Source organism: Streptomyces sp. NPDC001153, from assembly GCF_053598315.1.
In genome coordinates this window covers 1-14,832 of sequence record NZ_JBSFJZ010000089.1, presented here as the reverse complement: position 1 = coordinate 14,832, position 14,832 = coordinate 1, and the positions used below count along the sequence as shown (strand labels likewise).

At 67.2% G+C, this 14,832-nt stretch carries 22 protein-coding genes and 1 pseudogene; 7 read left to right on the top strand and 16 right to left on the bottom strand.

What is annotated here, in order from left to right:
• Positions 1-252 precede the first annotated feature (252 nt).
• From ACWDEN_RS46575 to ACWDEN_RS46560, 4 genes and pseudogenes are all read right to left on the bottom strand, one after another.
• Positions 253-921: pseudogene (locus ACWDEN_RS46575) on the bottom strand (nucleotidyl transferase AbiEii/AbiGii toxin family protein).
• On the bottom strand, positions 918-1,259 hold the full coding sequence (locus ACWDEN_RS46570; protein ID WP_450864108.1) for a hypothetical protein: 342 nt from the start codon (positions 1,257-1,259) through the stop codon (positions 918-920). Before ACWDEN_RS46570 ends, ACWDEN_RS46575 begins: the two are co-directional and overlap by 4 nt.
• Positions 1,260-1,673: 414 nt before the next feature.
• Entirely contained in the window at positions 1,674-2,243 is a 570-nt protein-coding gene (locus ACWDEN_RS46565) for an NUDIX hydrolase (RefSeq protein WP_450864107.1), read from the bottom strand.
• Positions 2,244-2,361: 118 nt separating this feature from the next.
• The gene (locus tag ACWDEN_RS46560) at positions 2,362-2,691 is read right to left on the bottom strand and encodes a JmjC domain-containing protein (RefSeq protein ID WP_450864105.1); all 330 of its coding nucleotides are present in this window, start codon (positions 2,689-2,691) and stop codon (positions 2,362-2,364) included.
• A gap of 81 nt (positions 2,692-2,772) precedes the next feature.
• Here ACWDEN_RS46560 and ACWDEN_RS46555 point away from each other — a divergent pair, with 81 nt between their 5' ends.
• Entirely contained in the window at positions 2,773-3,387 is a 615-nt protein-coding gene (locus ACWDEN_RS46555; protein WP_450864101.1) for a transposase, read from the top strand.
• On the opposite strand, the gene ACWDEN_RS46550 is transcribed toward ACWDEN_RS46555, so the two are convergent.
• The 6 genes from ACWDEN_RS46550 to ACWDEN_RS46525 form a co-directional block, all read right to left on the bottom strand.
• Positions 3,358-4,119, bottom strand: a complete 762-nt coding sequence (locus ACWDEN_RS46550) for an SMI1/KNR4 family protein (RefSeq protein ID WP_450864099.1) — start codon at positions 4,117-4,119, stop codon at positions 3,358-3,360. The two genes, ACWDEN_RS46555 and ACWDEN_RS46550, sit on opposite strands and share 30 nt — an antisense overlap.
• Entirely contained in the window at positions 4,116-4,820 is a 705-nt protein-coding gene (locus ACWDEN_RS46545; RefSeq protein ID WP_450864097.1) for a JmjC domain-containing protein, read from the bottom strand. The genes ACWDEN_RS46550 and ACWDEN_RS46545 overlap by 4 nt, the downstream gene beginning before the upstream one ends.
• Before the next feature lie 234 nt (positions 4,821-5,054).
• A complete protein-coding gene (locus ACWDEN_RS46540; RefSeq protein WP_351620674.1) occupies positions 5,055-5,201 on the bottom strand; it encodes a hypothetical protein in 147 nt (48 codons plus the stop codon).
• A 249-nt stretch (positions 5,202-5,450) separates the two neighbouring features.
• Positions 5,451-5,960, bottom strand: a complete 510-nt coding sequence (locus ACWDEN_RS46535) for a F0F1 ATP synthase subunit B (protein WP_450864095.1) — start codon at positions 5,958-5,960, stop codon at positions 5,451-5,453.
• A 245-nt stretch (positions 5,961-6,205) separates the two neighbouring features.
• The gene (locus ACWDEN_RS46530; protein ID WP_450864093.1) at positions 6,206-6,454 is read right to left on the bottom strand and encodes a hypothetical protein; all 249 of its coding nucleotides are present in this window, start codon (positions 6,452-6,454) and stop codon (positions 6,206-6,208) included.
• A complete protein-coding gene (locus tag ACWDEN_RS46525) occupies positions 6,451-6,807 on the bottom strand; it encodes a transposase (protein ID WP_450864091.1) in 357 nt (118 codons plus the stop codon). Before ACWDEN_RS46525 ends, ACWDEN_RS46530 begins: the two co-directional genes overlap by 4 nt.
• On the opposite strand from ACWDEN_RS46525, the gene ACWDEN_RS46520 reads away from it, so the two are divergent.
• Positions 6,806-7,093, top strand: coding sequence for a hypothetical protein (locus tag ACWDEN_RS46520; protein WP_351620665.1), 288 nt, complete (start codon positions 6,806-6,808; stop codon positions 7,091-7,093). The genes ACWDEN_RS46525 and ACWDEN_RS46520 overlap by 2 nt on opposite strands.
• Positions 7,094-7,151: 58 nt before the next feature.
• Here ACWDEN_RS46520 and ACWDEN_RS46515 read toward each other — a convergent pair whose 3' ends face one another.
• Both ACWDEN_RS46515 and ACWDEN_RS46510 read right to left on the bottom strand, forming a co-directional pair.
• Positions 7,152-7,781 carry a class I SAM-dependent methyltransferase gene (locus tag ACWDEN_RS46515; RefSeq protein WP_450864103.1) on the bottom strand — a complete coding sequence of 210 codons (630 nt, stop codon included), beginning with the start codon at positions 7,779-7,781 and terminating at the stop codon, positions 7,152-7,154.
• 176 nt (positions 7,782-7,957) lie between these two features.
• Positions 7,958-8,407, bottom strand: coding sequence for a MerR family transcriptional regulator (locus tag ACWDEN_RS46510; RefSeq protein WP_450864089.1), 450 nt, complete (start codon positions 8,405-8,407; stop codon positions 7,958-7,960).
• A 91-nt stretch (positions 8,408-8,498) separates the two neighbouring features.
• Here ACWDEN_RS46510 and ACWDEN_RS46505 point away from each other — a divergent pair, with 91 nt between their 5' ends.
• Positions 8,499-8,978, top strand: coding sequence for a hypothetical protein (locus ACWDEN_RS46505; protein WP_450864087.1), 480 nt, complete (start codon positions 8,499-8,501; stop codon positions 8,976-8,978).
• Positions 8,979-9,175: 197 nt separating this feature from the next.
• The gene (locus ACWDEN_RS46500) at positions 9,176-9,637 is read left to right on the top strand and encodes a hypothetical protein (RefSeq protein ID WP_450864085.1); all 462 of its coding nucleotides are present in this window, start codon (positions 9,176-9,178) and stop codon (positions 9,635-9,637) included.
• A gap of 66 nt (positions 9,638-9,703) precedes the next feature.
• On the opposite strand, the gene ACWDEN_RS46495 is transcribed toward ACWDEN_RS46500, so the two are convergent.
• The 4 genes from ACWDEN_RS46495 to ACWDEN_RS46480 form a co-directional block, all read right to left on the bottom strand.
• Positions 9,704-10,069: a hypothetical protein gene (locus ACWDEN_RS46495; protein WP_450864083.1), complete on the bottom strand. Its 366-nt coding sequence runs from the start codon at positions 10,067-10,069 to the stop codon at positions 9,704-9,706.
• Between the two features lie 239 nt (positions 10,070-10,308).
• Positions 10,309-10,539, bottom strand: coding sequence for a DUF4291 family protein (locus ACWDEN_RS46490; protein ID WP_450864082.1), 231 nt, complete (start codon positions 10,537-10,539; stop codon positions 10,309-10,311).
• Positions 10,539-10,691 (bottom strand): hypothetical protein, encoded by a 153-nt coding sequence (locus ACWDEN_RS46485; protein ID WP_450864081.1) that lies wholly within the window; start codon positions 10,689-10,691, stop codon positions 10,539-10,541. The genes ACWDEN_RS46490 and ACWDEN_RS46485 overlap by 1 nt, the downstream gene beginning before the upstream one ends.
• 4 nt (positions 10,692-10,695) lie before the next feature.
• Positions 10,696-11,625 carry a LysR family transcriptional regulator gene (locus ACWDEN_RS46480; protein WP_351620645.1) on the bottom strand — a complete coding sequence of 310 codons (930 nt, stop codon included), beginning with the start codon at positions 11,623-11,625 and terminating at the stop codon, positions 10,696-10,698.
• 90 nt (positions 11,626-11,715) lie between these two features.
• Here ACWDEN_RS46480 and ACWDEN_RS46475 point away from each other — a divergent pair, with 90 nt between their 5' ends.
• The 3 genes from ACWDEN_RS46475 (at position 11,716) to ACWDEN_RS46465 (ending at position 14,471) form a co-directional block, all read left to right on the top strand.
• Complete coding sequence (locus tag ACWDEN_RS46475) at positions 11,716-13,146, top strand: MFS transporter (RefSeq protein WP_450864079.1); 1,431 nt, start codon at positions 11,716-11,718, stop codon at positions 13,144-13,146.
• Between the two features lie 44 nt (positions 13,147-13,190).
• Entirely contained in the window at positions 13,191-13,721 is a 531-nt protein-coding gene (locus ACWDEN_RS46470) for an HNH endonuclease family protein (RefSeq protein ID WP_450864077.1), read from the top strand.
• A gap of 147 nt (positions 13,722-13,868) precedes the next feature.
• On the top strand, positions 13,869-14,471 hold the full coding sequence (locus ACWDEN_RS46465) for a DUF6417 family protein (RefSeq protein ID WP_450864075.1): 603 nt from the start codon (positions 13,869-13,871) through the stop codon (positions 14,469-14,471).
• The last annotated feature ends 361 nt before the right edge of the window (positions 14,472-14,832 follow it).

The following is a 14,832-nucleotide window of genomic DNA, read 5'->3' as shown; positions in this document are numbered from 1 at the left end:
TACACAACCTCGTCCTCACGGGATAGGAGCAGACCCCACCGGTCGGCCCACCGCGCCCCCAACCCGTGGAAGATCGTTTACGGGACAACCCTTAGGACGGCTTCGGCCTCGGTGATGTCGATGTCGTGGCTCTCGGCGCGCAGGTCACGAGCAGTTTCGAGGTCACGCAGGGTGTCGGCGCCGTGAACGAGCGCGGCACCAGGCTTCTGACCCGCGGAGTCGCCCGGGCTCAGCATTCCCGGTGTCCGAGGGTCAGTTGTCGGGATCTTCCTCGGCGTGCAGGCGGGTGTCGAGATCGCTCGCCCATGCGAGAGCCCAGTCGCGCAGTTCCGCGATCTGGTCAGGGCTGAGGCCGTAGCCGGCGTAGTCGGCGTCGTCCCACCATTCCGCGCCGACGAGGCGGTCGCGCAGGTCACTGAGGCTGAACTCGGCGCGGGCATGGCGGCGGCCGAGTGCCTCCAGGTCGGCGGTGGTGCGGTGACGGGAAGCGGCGTGGACGTCGATGAGGTCGCGGACCGCGCCACGCTCGGCCAGGGCCCGGACCTTGGTGCCGATCACGTCGTCGAGGGCGAGGACCGGGCCGTACTCGGTGGCGGTGGGCGGGGCTCAGAAGGCTTCTTTGAGGATGTCGACTTCGCAGTCCTCGCCTGTGGCGGGGTCGGTGACGATGAGGCGGCCGGAGAGCGGGTCGGTCTCGATCTCGCGCACGGTCCAGCCGCGATCAGTGAGGCCCGCGCGGACGGTGCGGATGATCTGATCCATCGGGGTGGGATTCTCGGTGGCGACGTCCAGGTCCTGGGAGAGCCGGTCGACCAGGCCGTGGGCCTGCACGGCGTACCCGCCGGTGATGACCAGCGGGTACGGGGTGCCAATGGCGAGAACGTCGGCGAGGAGGCGGCGGTGCAGGCGGGTCAGTTTCACGGGGCCTTCGCATTGGCCAGCTCGGGGAAGGCGTCCTCCCACGCGTCGCGGATGAAGCGGCTGATCAAGGTGCGCAGGATGGGCCACTGGCTGATCAGAAGGTCCCGGTTGAGAAAGACCTCCAGGTCCCGGCGCTGTCCCTCGGCCAGGACGGTGCGGTATAGGCTGATCCGGGACTTGAGGCTGGTCAGGTCGTAGGAGCGGCGCCCGGACCAGACGACGTGCAACGGCAGGTCGACGGTGCCTTGCGCGGGGCCGGTCAAGTCCTCCAGGCGGGCCGGCAGCCGGTGGGTATACCGGGCCCGTAGCACCTGGGGGAGTGCCTCCGACCCGGGCACGGCGGTACGTGACCAGGGCGCGCCAGCGTTCCCGCGACTGCCCCTCACGCCAGAGTCTCCAGATCTCGTCCTGCTGAGCCGGCGAAAACTCGTAGTCACGCACCTGTGCCTCCACGATCACATGATCATCCGTGGGCGGTGCGTTGCTCACTTGAGGGTGCCATTCGGGCTGCATCGGACTCCCCGAGCCCATGGGACGGGGACGGCTTCGCCGATCCCCTTCGCTCGCAGTCACCGTGTCGGAGTCTCGACCGCAATGTTCGCGTGCCCCTGCTCGACGCCATCTCCGAGCGCATCCGCACATGGCTGGGCGACCGAGCATCACGCCGTTGTCGGAGCGTCCTGCGTGTCGGACAGCGCGCCGAGCGAGGCGAGGGGTCGGTCACTGAACTGACCGACCCCGGCCTCAGCTTGTCAGTGCAGATCAGTCGGTGAATCGGGGCCGGAACAGACCCTGTCGGCCCCGCTCGCGTCGCGCCGAAGCTGCCAAATCTGGGGTGGGGCACTGGGAGGTGCGACGACTCGTGAGGCTGCCGGCAGACCGGTGAAGACGAACGGATGCTGCTCCAGCAGACGGGCCGCTTTCGCTGCGGGCACCCACTCGGCGCGGTTCACGAATCCGTCGGGGTCCGCAACGATAAGCGTATCGTCCGCCACCGTCACTTCGAAGGCGAGAACGGTCGCAGTCGTCCCAGGAGCGGGGATTTCGTAGGGGTCTCGATGGTGCGGCGTCGGATTGTCGAGCTGAGCGCAGTAGGCCAGCGTGGTCACTTGCCCGACGTGAAGTCCGGTCTCCTCCATGACTTCTCTCCGGAGGGCCTCCAGCACCAACTCTCCTGGCTCGCAACGGCCTCCCGGAAGGGCCCACGTTGTATCCGGGCCGTCCGGGCCGTACTGGCGTACAACGAGGACTTCATCGCCCCGCCTCGCAACTGCCGCAACAAGGAGTGGCGGCTGGTGGGTACTCGGCCTGGCCTCACCCACGGAATCGGGCTCTCCGGCAGCAAACGACACTCGTGTTCCCTTCTTGCATTCTCGGGCATGCCCCGCTGGGATCCAGGCTCGCACGGGCAAGATCGGGAGTGCGAGTTCGGCTTCGATCTCAGGTCCGGGGGCGACGGGCGGTCCCGCACCCCCTCAACGCGGGTTGGCCCACCGAGAGCTGGACTGCAGTTTTCCGCCTCAGGTGGGTGCAACAGACCCGCTCCTCCTCGTCGAACAGCTCGATCATGGCGCTCTGGAGCACCGAGGCCCAGCGAGTCTGGTGAGCACCGATGGTGAGGTGGATCGATGCCTCATCGTTCGACGAAGCCGCGTGGACGACACCGCGAGGAAGGTAGAGGAAGTCACCAGTCCTCATGGTGATTTCCTGTTCCGGCGTCTCATCCCCTTCGTATTTCTTCCCGAACTTGGGACGGTCGGCTAGCGGCAGCTCATAAGAACTCGTAACACGATCTTGTGGATGTGTGCTGGTCGGGCGTGACCGGTACGACGATTCCGCCGTTCGTGAGGTGTGGGGAATCGGCCGTGGATCGTGGAGGATGAACTGTGGGAGCTGATCGAGCCGTTGCTGCCGCCGTGGCCGCGGAAGGCTCCCGGCCCGAGGCCGGTGGATGACCGGCGGTGCCTGCAGGGCATCCTGTACGTGCTCTACAACGACGTCAGTTGGCCACTGCTGCCGCTGGAGCTGGGGTTCGGCTCCGGGCAGACCTGCTGGCGCCGGCTAGGTCGGTGGCACGAGGCCGGCGTCTTCGAGACGCTGCACCGCATCCTGCTCGCCGAGTTGCACGCGGCCGACGCCCTGGACTGGACCCGGGCCTGCGTGGATGCCTCCCACATCCGCGCGAAAAAGGGGGCGAGGCGACCGGCCCGTCACCGGTCGAAGCGCCGGATCCTGCCGGTGATCTCCCGCAAGGGCGCCCCCAACATCAAGGGCCTGGGCAAGCTCCGCTACGTCGTCGAGCAGACCTTCTCGCTCCTGCACCACTTCAAGCGCCTGGCTGCCCGCTGGGAACGGCGCCTCGACCTGCACGACGCTCTCGTCTCCCTCGCCTGCGGCCTCATCTGCTGGAGACGCCTCAAGAAGGTCCGCAGCAGATCAGAAGGGCAGCGGCTCGGAGCTGAGTGACTCGGTATATCCCAGGGACCACCGCCCAGGAACGGCGGCGCAGATCGCATCCAGATCGGCGCGGGTCCGGCCCCGGACGTGAAGCCAGCTGTGGACGCCCAGGCCATCTTGGCGCAGCAGCTTGCCCGGGGCAGAGAACCAACGCACGGGGAATTCCTCCGGACCCGTCCACATTGGATAGTCCGGCAGTTGGACCCGCTGAAAGTGTTCGGGCACCGCACCAAGCAGGTCCGCGGGCAGCTCGCACGCGTTGTACAGCCTCCCCCCGCCGCCGAACAGCGCCTCGCTCAGTACGAGTTCGACACAGGCCAAGGACACCCGGTCCAAGAACGGCACCCAGCCGTCCCGCGCCTGAACCAGCACCGGAGGATCGTCCCGGTCAAGGTCGGTAAGGCGCACTCCCCAGAAGGCACAGCCCTGGTTCTCGCTGCGAAAGACGAGGACACCGCCACACTCGTCATGCACGAACACCTCGTGAGGCGGCAGCAGCGGGTCCTGGTTGGCAACCAGGTCGGGTCGGCCACCCGCGAGCGTATAGAACTCGTGCAGCGCAGTCGGCAGGGAGCGGCCGAGCATCGCCTCCGTCTGCGCCAGTTCCGCCTGGGGCGTGCCGTCGTCCTCGGCCAGCGCATCGCCCCAAGCGGCAGCAAAGGTGCGGATGAATTGCCAGGCCCGCTCCCGATCGGAAATCCCGCCATCCAGAGCGTGGGCTACGTCGAAGCTGCCACTCATGCCACAGAACGTATCGGAAGCCCGAGCCGCATCGCCAAGAGACAATCAGGCTGCCAGAGAGCGCCGCCCTCCAGGACCAGTCCGTAGCTTGGCAGCTCGCCAGAGCGGCCCAGCATGGATCCGACGAACGCGATGCCTCGACGACACGACCAAGATCGTGTTACAAGCTCATAAGGCGCTCCGTACAGGCGCCACTGCTTGGAGCCATGAACCTGGGCGATGAGGACGTCATGGGTGTCATAGTGGGGCTTGAAGCCCCGTGCCTTGCCCGCAGGGGTCAGGTATACGTTCACCTGGAAGCCGGCACTGACCTCGGCGCCCAGCGCCTGAACCAGCTGCTGCAGCGGCTCCCACCGGTCATCGAGTGAGTTGAGGACGACGGTCGAGCCCTGCCGATAATGGTCGTAAATGGCTTCCAAGGTGTTCGTACGTCCTAGGGGGCCGCGCTTCGAGATCTCGGTTATCGAGGTCTCGTTACCGTCGACGACTACCCGAATTGTGTCGAAACTCGGTCCCGCCAGTGTGAGCAACCGGTCGACGTCGTCGAGGGTGAGCAAGTCCGCGTAATGATCGGGTTCCCGACGTTCGATGTGGAGCGGCTTCTGTTCCCAGTACTCATCGATGAATCGCTTGACCTCCACTGGATGGATCAAACGCTCCATGTCGAAGACGGTGTCCAGCGAATCGCGCTCGTGAGCCACGAGATCTTGCCCTTCTAACGCCTAACACAGCTGTTATTTTCCGATGCCCCGAGCGGCAAGGCCGTGGCATGCTTGAGGTCGACCGCCTGATAATTAACAGACAAATATTCAGGCGATCGACCTCGGGAGCCAGCCTGTACAGTCCTTTCAGGTTAAGAAACTCAGCCTGATTTGGACATTCTCAGCAGGCCTTTCCGTCTGCCGTAGTGGCTACTTCAATCGCCAACGGCCGACTTACCAGTCGCGGTCGTCCTTGTGGTCCTCGCCCCAGTGGGCGAGGGCGAAGTCCTTGTCACCCTTGTTGGCGTCATTCGGCGTGACAACGCCGGCCGGGTACGAGATGTTGATGCTTGCCGCGTCGAGCGAGTACTCATCAGCCATTTTCAGCTCCTTATCGGTGCCTCTGGTCACGAGTTCTCCGTGACCACTGCAAGGAAGCATCATTCGAACGGCCGACAACCACCAGGCAGTACAACCGGCGGAGTTGTGGCGCAGACCGGCACAGTTGCCCGGCAGAGCACCGAGGGAACCCAACGGTCACGGTCGACTGAACGCAAAAAGGCCCAGACGAAAGTCTGGGCCATGTGAGACTGTGCGCACCACCACCTATACAGGCAATGGTCAAATGAATTATGCCTTTGTCGGGGCGTCAGCGTCCAATTCAGCGAAGAAGTCATCTGTGATTTCCCTCGCCCGACGTTCGTCCACGATCGGCTCGCCCAGGATTCGCTCGGCCAGATCCTTGGCCAGCTTGAACACATCCTCACGCAGTGCCGCCTCGGCGACGATACGATCGGCCTCCAACTGGGCTGTGGCCGATGCCACGAGCTCGTCGCGCTGCCGCTGGCCCTCGGTCCGAACCTGCTGGATGAGGAGAGTGCCCTCCTCGGCTGCGGTCTGCCGGATGCGGGCAGCCTCGTGGCGTGCCTCGGAAAGCTCGGCCTGATACTCGGCTTGAATCTGTCGTGCCTGTGCGTAGACGGCTTCAGAGCGCTCGATGGTGCCCTCGATGGCGTCTTGCCGGGCCTCGAGTACCTTGGTAATGCGCGGCACCAAGAATCTTGCGAATGTGAAAAAGACCACTGCGAAACAAATAGCCGCAATGATGAGGTCGTTTACCTTCGGTTCCAAGGGTCCCATGGGAAGATCTTAACAGCGGCGGACAGCTGCGACCAAAGCTGACTCTCTTATTCACCAACGCCTTACCGTCGCCTTTTTGGCCTGAAATGGACCTTTCCGACTGTGTCCACGATGAAATCAAGCCACCCGAAGGGCGGATTCAAGCCTGTTGGTGGTGCTCAGTAGTTTGGCTACGTCGCGTGGTCGGTTTACTGGCCCTAACAGCTCTAACAGAATGATCTCCGGCATGACGCGATGTAACCCGTTCAACGCATCGGGCGTAGGACGATTGTGTAGTCCTCTCCGCCGTACAAGGACTCGTAGCGGATCTTGAGTGTGAGCCGCCGATTGATCAGGTCCTTGACTTCGGCGTGGTTCTGCGGGTCGTAGCTCGCGACACTCAACAAGTACTGTTCGTAGTCGATGGCGATGACCTCTCCTTGGCTGAAGGTCACAGCGGATGGGCGCACCGACAGGCGGTCTCGGACACGATCGGCACTGAGAGGGCGTCTCACGTGGCAAGTTTCGCGAGCTTCTTGTAGCAGGTCAGGGCAGCGGCCAGGCCGAGGAAGGCGAGGAAGTGCGAGCCCTTTCGTTCGTATCGGATGGTCAGGCGGCGGTAGCCGAAGAGCCAAGCGATCGACCGCTCGATCTTCCAGCGGTGCCGACCGTGGCGTTCGCCGGACTCGATGCCTGGCCGCGCGATGCGCGCGACGAGCCCACGCTCGCGCAGCCAGATGAGGTGTTCGGCGGAGAAGTACGCCTTGTCCGCGCGGAGTTTGACGGGCCGGCGCCGCCGTGGTCCCCGGCGGGACCGGACTGCGGGGATGTCGAGGATGAGCGGCTTGAGGGCGAGACTGTCGTGCATGTTCGCACCTGACACGGCGACGGCGAGCGGGATGCTGGAACCCAAACCGTGGGGCGGGTCAACCCGTCACCCGAATCTGCATCAGACCCCTCGAATCACCGAAGCAGAACAGGAGGGATGGCTCGGTGAGATCGAAGGGCTCCAAGTCAGCCTCGCCAGCGCAGAGGAGAAGCTCACCCAGCTCGATGCAGAGCAAGTCCGTCAACGCCAAGTGATCGATCTCGGCATGCCCCACTTCAGCCAGATCGCGACGCGAATCAGTACGGCAAAAGGATCTTCAAGTTAGCCGAGCCTCATCCACACGGATGATTTCCACCGACCCGTCCTGGGCCACGGGGCACGCTCTACGGGCGGCGGGCCAGCAAGTGGGTGTCGAGGAAGCCCCGCTCGGTTGCTGGGTCGTGGAGCAGCCGGGCGAACGTGACGAGGCCGGCCCCGGCCAGCAGCTCGGCGAACCGGTCCGCCGGCCAGCTATAGGCGGGCGTCACCTTATGGTCGAAGCGGACCGGCTCCGGTCCCTCGGTCGCGAAGAAGGACACCAGGAGCAGGCCCCCTGGTGCCAGGACACGCACCTGCTCGGCAAGCAGCGCGGGCAATTCCCCAGGTGGGGTATGGATCATCGAGTAGTGGGCCAGCACTCCGCCGAGTGCACCGTCCTCAATCGGCAGGGCCTCCATTCGCGCTACGTCGAACCGCAGCGCCGGCTGGGCCCGCCGGGCGTGGGCGACCATGGCCGGGGAGAGGTCGAGCCCGAAGGCGTCCAGCCCCAAGTCGTGCAGCATGGCCGTTAGATGACCGGGGCCGCACCCGACGTCGGCTACCCGCAGGTTCCCCGTGGCACGCACGAGCTCGGCGAAGGCGCCGATCATATTCCGCGCGAACGGCTGCGTCTCCAACCGATTAGCGAACATCGACGCATACAGGTCGACGACCCCGTCATAGGCCGCCCTGGTCTCGTCCTGGTGTCTTAACACGGGAAGGAAACTAACACCCGCGTCATTGGGGCCGTTCTCGGGCCCAATACCGGCCCCTTCCTCAGGACTGACCATCCAGTCACCTGATCACGGGACGCCCTCGGTAGTTCAGAGAAGAACTCGCCGCCGCACTCCACGCCGCCCTCTACGGAGACCTGGAACCCCTGCACTCTCGATCATTCCCGTGCATGCCCTTGGCGATCGGCAGACCTGTTCGGTCGACGCACACCGGTGGGAACGGGATCGCTTCTGACTTCGGCTCCGGCGGGCCGGTCGGCCGCTCGCAGTGGACATCCGGTGCCGACGCGCGCGGCCAGGTCGGCCCGCAGCGTGGTCAGTTCGGCGATACGGTTGTCGATGACCTGAATCTTCTCCTCGAAGAGCGTGGACAGCGCTTCCGCTGTGTCCGGCGCTTCGCGCAGTTTCTCGCCGGTCCGTGCGATCTCCGCCAGGGAGAATCCGAGTGCCTGCGCAGTGCGGATGTAGTGCAGCCAGGCCCCCGTCTCGGGCGGGAAGTCGCGATACCCGTTGGGTAGACGCCGACCTGCGACAAGCCCGACCTTCTCGTAGAAGCGGATCGTGTCTCTGGTCATGCCTGCCTGCGCGGCAAGCTCACCGATGCGCATGCCCCTCCGTAGGCTGCCGGGCTTGACCTTGGAGCATACTCCACTGTTTAGCGTGAGGCGTCGCCGTCACGAAACCAGCAGGAGCCTCACCGTGAGCCGTCTTCGCGCACCCTCGCATCCCGCCTACCTTCACGTCGTACGCGCGAGCGCTTGGTACGACCTGGCCGTCACAGCCGGATTCGCAACTCCGTGGACCTACGCCCTGGTACACGACGCGCTGTCGTCGTGCGGCAACGCACTCGGGCTTGGCGCTCTGCCCGAACTCGACCCGTGGCAGATCCTGTTCGCCAATCTGATGGGCTCGGTGGTGGTCGTCTGGGCCGTTCTGCGCATCGTCGGGCCGCTGCCGGAGCACGGGCTGTTCGACGGCATCGCGCGTGCCCTGTTCGCGACATGGCAGGCGTACGCACTGGCCCACGGTGTGTCGCGGCTCCTGTGGGTGTTCTTCGGCGTCGAGGTGGCGTTCGGCGTCCTCCAGCTTGTGCCGTGGAGATGGGGCCGAAACGCACACCCCGTAGGCAACGACGCAGGCCCGACCGATGGACGCCTGCTCGGCACAGCAAGCCGGTGACGTGCCAGCACGCCCACCCGTGCCGCTCACCGGTGGGCGTGTCCGCCTTCCTGTTCCCGCCGTCGTGCAGCCGCGGAAAGAGGGTGCCGATGCGGCTTGATGACTCAGGTCAAGCCTCGCTCACAGCCCTTTGCCGGACGCAGCGGCGGCGCTCTGATCTCTCCGCGGACTCCCGAGTGGTTGTCCTGGCTGGCAGGATGGTCAACATGGAGATCATTCCAGGACAAGGCGTGGCCCTCGTCAGGATCGGCGATCCGCGCTCGCAGGTTGAGGAGCGCGTCGGGTCTCCGTATCACGGCCCAGGCGGACAGCGGGCCGTCTACACCACCTCACCCACACTGGTGATCACCTACGCGGCTGACGAGACGGTCGAACTTGTCGAGATCGGCTACAGCGGCGAAGACGGCGATGCCGAAGCGCACTACAACGGGGTTCAGCTGACCCATCGCTTTCTGGATGACGTCGTCGCGGACCTCCACGCCCTGGGGCACTCGAGCACACCCTCGGACATCGGCCACGACTTCCACGCCGGCTTCTCCGTGTGGTCCATGCATTCGTTGTGGGCGGGCGACCTCGACCCGGAGGCCGGCGAGGACGACGAACGCACGGTCTGCGAAGGAGTCTCGGTGGCGCCGTATACCTACTTCGCCGAAGGATAGGGAGCGGCCGGGAAGTGGCGGGCCTGCTCGGAGAGCGAACGCACTCCGGTGCCACCCCTCAGCAGCTCAGCCGGTGTGCCGGTCCGTGGAGAGCAGCCACTGCCAGCGTCGACGTTCCGTGACGAGGGTGGCGGCCACGAGGAGAGAGACGAGGACTGCCGCATAGATGGGCCAAGCCGCCCATGCGGCGATCGCGGCAGCGGCGAGCTGGAGCACCACGAGCAGGATCGTGACCGTACCCGAGACAGGGATGATCACCTGCGCCTTGTCTCCAGGAGTGGAGAAGACGGTCGGGAGGCCGATCAGTACCACCACCGCCAAGACGGCAAGCAGCCACGAGTACTTGGACAAGGCCCAGGGAGTTGCCACCCAGGCGACGAGCTCCGCAGCGAAGCGCAGGACGGATGCGATGCGGTCGTCCGGTCTCTCCAAGTCCGCCCCCACAAGCTGTGTCGACCACCAGCAGAGGATCTTACGACCACGGATGGGGCTGTGAACATGCCGTTGTAGCCGCCAAGCGCTGTCGGCGCATCCGTGTTTCCGACGAGGCAGCGGCACCGACGCGGGGTTCGACCGTCCAACCGACCAGGGTTTGTTCCGTACAGATCAGTCACGTAGCCGTGATCGGCCCTTGCGCGGCCCCGCCCGCGGGAGTTGATGCGGGTCAGGGTTCAGGTGCATGGCACTGTTGGAGGTTGTGAACGCGCCATGATGACCCACGTCATACGGTCCCGCTGCCACACCGCCGGGAAACGGCCCTCCCGGGCCGCGGGCAGGCCAATCTCCGGGGCGTACGCCTGGTAGACAGTGACGGTGAAGTCGGTGTGCAGGGCTCGAATCTGGTATTTGGGTTCTGCCACGGGGGCCAGGGTGGACACATCGTTTCGCGCGCGCCATCGCATTACCGCGGTGCGAGGCCGCCGAGCCTGCGACAGCAGATGAGGGTGGCGGCGACGCCGACGAAGGCGAGGAAGTGCGCGGCCTTGCGCTCGTAGGGGCGGTGCGGGCGGCGGCATCCGGCAAGCCGAGCCCGCCGGCGGGGTGAGCGCGCCATCCGGTCAGGAAGCCCGTGCGGTGCCCACCGCGCGTGTCACCTCGGGCAGCGGATCGGCTCGGCGGGCCACGTCGAGAAGGGCACGCAGGGAGCGCTCGGCCGGACCCAGCCGCGGCTGCCACTGGGCGACGATACTGACCGGGCGGATCCGCCCGGCCGGCCGGAGTTCGATCAGTTCTCCCTCCTGCAGTTCCCGGCTGACCGCCAGCTCCGGCAGCAGCGACACCCCGTGCCCGTGCCCGGTCAGCCGCAGCAGCGCCGACAAGGAACCCTGGATCATTGCCAGTTGGGCCCCGGCCAGCAGGTCCTTGCCGAAGCGGTCCACCAGCATCTCCGAGGTGCACCCGGGCTCCGCCACCAGGAAGTCGTAACGCAGCATCTCCTCGGGCGTCACGACCTCCTGGCGGGCCAGCGGATGGCTCGGTGCCGCCACCAGCACCGTCCGGTCGTGCCCGACGACCGCATGGGGGCCGAATGCCCGGATGCCGTTGTCGTACTGGAAGGTCAGGTCCAACTCACCGGCGGCGAAAGCCTGTTCCAGCGTCCGCCGGTTGGCGACCGTCAGCACTACGTCCGCGCCGCCGTCCGTGCTGCCCGCTCCGTACTCCAGCGCGGCCAGCACATCCGGCATCCACACGTGCGCCAGCGACTCCTGCGCCCCGATCCGCAGCCGCGGCCGGTCACCGCGCGCCGCCCGGCGCATCCGCTCCTCCAGTTCCAGGGCCTCGCGGGCGTGCGGCAGCAGCCGGGCGCCGGCCTCCGTGAGCACCGCCCCGGTGCCCGCGCGTACCAGCACGCTCACCCCGAGATCCGCCTCCAGCCGCTTGATCTGGGCGCTGAGGCTGGACTGTGCGTATCCCAAAGCCTGCGCGGCGGCGGAGATACCGCCATGGTCGGCGACCGCGACGAGAGCACGCAGATAGCGGGAGTCCACGCCAGGAGCATAACCTCCATCGGAGTTTCCGATGGAGGTATCGGATTTACGGCGTCGCAGGCCCGGGGGCCGTCGGGACACGCTGCAGCCATGACTACAGCCGGCCCCCTCTCCCGCCCCTCCGGCGTCGCCGCGCCGGAGGCGCCCACCCCGTACAAGCTCCACTCCAAGCTGACGTTCGCCGGCATCGCCACCGGGAACCTGCTCGTCCTGCTCGACACCTCGATCCTCAACGTGGCCGTACCCGATGTGCAGAAGTCCCTGCACCCGGCCGCCGCCGCACTGCCCTGGGCCGTCGACGCCTACACCGTCGTCTTCGCCGGGCTGCTGCTCGCCGGCGGCGTCATCGCCGACCGGTGGGGTGCCCGGCGCGTGTACGCCACCGCACTCGGCCTGTTCGCCGCCCTGTCCGTGGTGTGCGCCCTTGCGCCCGACGCCGGCGCCCTCATCGCCGGCCGCGCGCTGCTCGGTGCCGCGGGTGCCGGCCTGGTGCCCGCCTCCCTGGCGCTGCTGATCCACCTGAACCCCGACCCCGCCGGCCGCACCCGCGCCATCGGTGCCTGGACCGCCCTCAGCGGTCTGGGAGCCGCCGCCGGACCCGTGCTCGGCGGCGCTCTGGTCGAACTCGGCGGCTGGAGACTGGTGTTCCTCGTCAACCCGCCGATCGCGCTGGCCGCACTGCTCCTCGCCCGCCGGCTGCCCGTACCGCCGGTGCGTGCCGCCCGCGCCCTGGACCGCCCCGGCCTCGCCCTGTCCACCGCCGGACTCGGTCTGCTCACCTTCGGCCTCGTCGAGGCCGGCATCGACGGCTGGGACTCGCCGTGGGCCCTGATCCCCATCACGGCCGCGCTGGTCTCCTTCGCCGCCGTCGCCCTCGTGGAGCGCCGGGTGGCCTCCCCGGTCCTGCCGCCGGCCCTGCTGGCCCTGCCGAAGGTACGGGCCGCGTTGGTCGCCGCCGCGGTGTCCTGCTTCGCCTACTTCGGCGGGATGTACATGTTCGCGGTGTGGCTGCAGCACACCTACCACCTGACCCCGTTCAAGGCCGGTCTCGCCTCGCTGCCGATCACCTTCCCCGTCTGTGTCATGCCGTTCTTCACCGGCCGGCTCGTCGCCCGCCACGGCCCCCGCCCGATCCTGCTCACCGGGATGTCGGCCTCCGTCGTCTCCGGTGTGCTGCTGGCCTTCGCGGTGGGCCACCACCCGCCGCTGCCGCTGATCCTCGCCGCCGAGCTGACCCTCGCCGCGACCGGCACCCTGTCCATCCCCGGCGCCGCCGCAGCCATGGCCGTCTCCGCCCCACCGGAGTACGCCGCAACCAGCCAGGGCGCGCTCAACGGGATCCGCCAGGCCGGCTCGGCCCTCGGCGTCGCGGTGCTGGGCACTCTCGGAGCGCTCACCACCTCCGGCTACGTCCTCATCGGCATCGGCCTCGTGGCCGTGCTGCTGGTGGCGAAGGCGACGGCCAAGCAGAGTCCCGGCGACCGCCGCGCACGGCGCCTCAGCGGCCGCCGCGCCCGGTGACACCGTCACCGCCCCCCGTACGTGACCTCCTGGTCCAGCTCCCGGTGCGCGTCGAGGACCGTACCGGTTATGAGCGTTCGAAGTTCAGGCACTGGATCGACGCGGACAAGGACGGCTGCAACACCCGGGCGGAGGTGCTGAAGGCCGAAGCGGTCGTGGCCCCGGTGCAGGGGCCGAAGTGCACGCTGAGCGGGGGAGAGTGGTACTCGCCCTACGACGACCGCTACATCGACGGCCCGAAGGGTTTGGACATCGACCACCTGGTCCCGCTGGCCGAGGCCTGGGACTCCGGTGCCTACGCGTGGACGGCGAAGGAGCGGGAGGCCTACGCCAATGACCTGGGTGACGACCGAGCGCTGATCGCGGTGTCGGCCGCCTCGAACCGCTCGAAGGCGGACCAGGACCCGTCCACGTGGCTGCCGCCGGCTGTCGGCTATCGCTGCGCCTATGTCACCGACTGGGTGGCGGACAAGACCCGCTGGGGCTTGAGCGTCGATGCCGGCGAGCAGGCGGCGCTCGCTGAAGTCCTGAGCAGCTGTTCGGACGTGCCTGTCACCGTGACCCGGGCCCGCTGACCTCCGGCCCGCACCTCCGCCCGTGCCGGGCGCCGGGGCCGGCACCTCATTGCTGGTGATCTTTCCCCGGATTCGCCCCCGAACCTGCCGGATGGGCTCCTACTGTCGGCTCGTCAGCGTCCAGCAGTCAGAGCGGGGGAGAACGGTATGCCCAGCAGGAAGATCTTCCTCGAGGCGCTGCGGGCCCTGCGCGACCATGAGGAGGCGGCCGAGCACAGGTGGGTGCTGCTCGGCATGCTGCGCCCAGACCATCACAAGGCGGTGGGGAGTGCTGCGGGGCAGGGCTTGGTGGAGCTGGCCGGCCGGGAGATGCGCGCGGAGTTGTCCGTGTATGAGGGCGGACCCGTTGTATGGGCGGCCCGGCTGACGGGGCACGGCCGGGATGCACTGGCCTACACCGAGGCCAGTCCCGCCCCCGACCGCCGGCCCGGCGGGCCGGCTGACGGCGAGCGGCTGGTCGAGCTGCGCCGCTCGGAGATGGACGCGCTGCGCCTGTATGTGCACCTCGGTGCCCGGCTGTGTGTACCACCGGCCGACGGCCTGGAGGAGAAGGTGCGCTCCGCGCGCCAGCTAGGCAGCCGGTGGGTGCTCTACCTGAACCCCGAGCAGATCGAGTCGGTGGCCTACGCCTTCTACCTGCGCTCGATGGGCGGTTCTGTCACCGAGGCCAATCGGTTCGCCCGGGAGTACGGTGTCACCTTCCACCCGGACCGGTCGACAGCCAGCCTGCGGCTGACCCGACTACGTTGAGCCGAGGCTTTGCCGACGTCGTTCTCGCCGTTCGAGCCCGGCCACACATACAGGCGTAGGACGCGCCGCGTGGCGTCACGGACTCATCGGGGCGGCACTCGGCTGTAGGGCTGAGGCCCTCCTTCGCGCCCGACGGTATGAGCGAGCGAGACAGACCCGGTGGATGCGAAGGGCCGATCTGCCCGTCACTGATTCCGGCCGGAGTCCGCCGCGCGCGCAGGTCCTCGGTTCGGCGGCTCCTGTGAAATAGCCGCTGGCCGGCTCTGGTTGCTACGAGCATGACGACGAATGCGCCGCGGCCCGAGGTGCTGCGATACACCGCCTTCTCCAGCGCCCCCGATGGCGGAAACCCGGCTGGTGT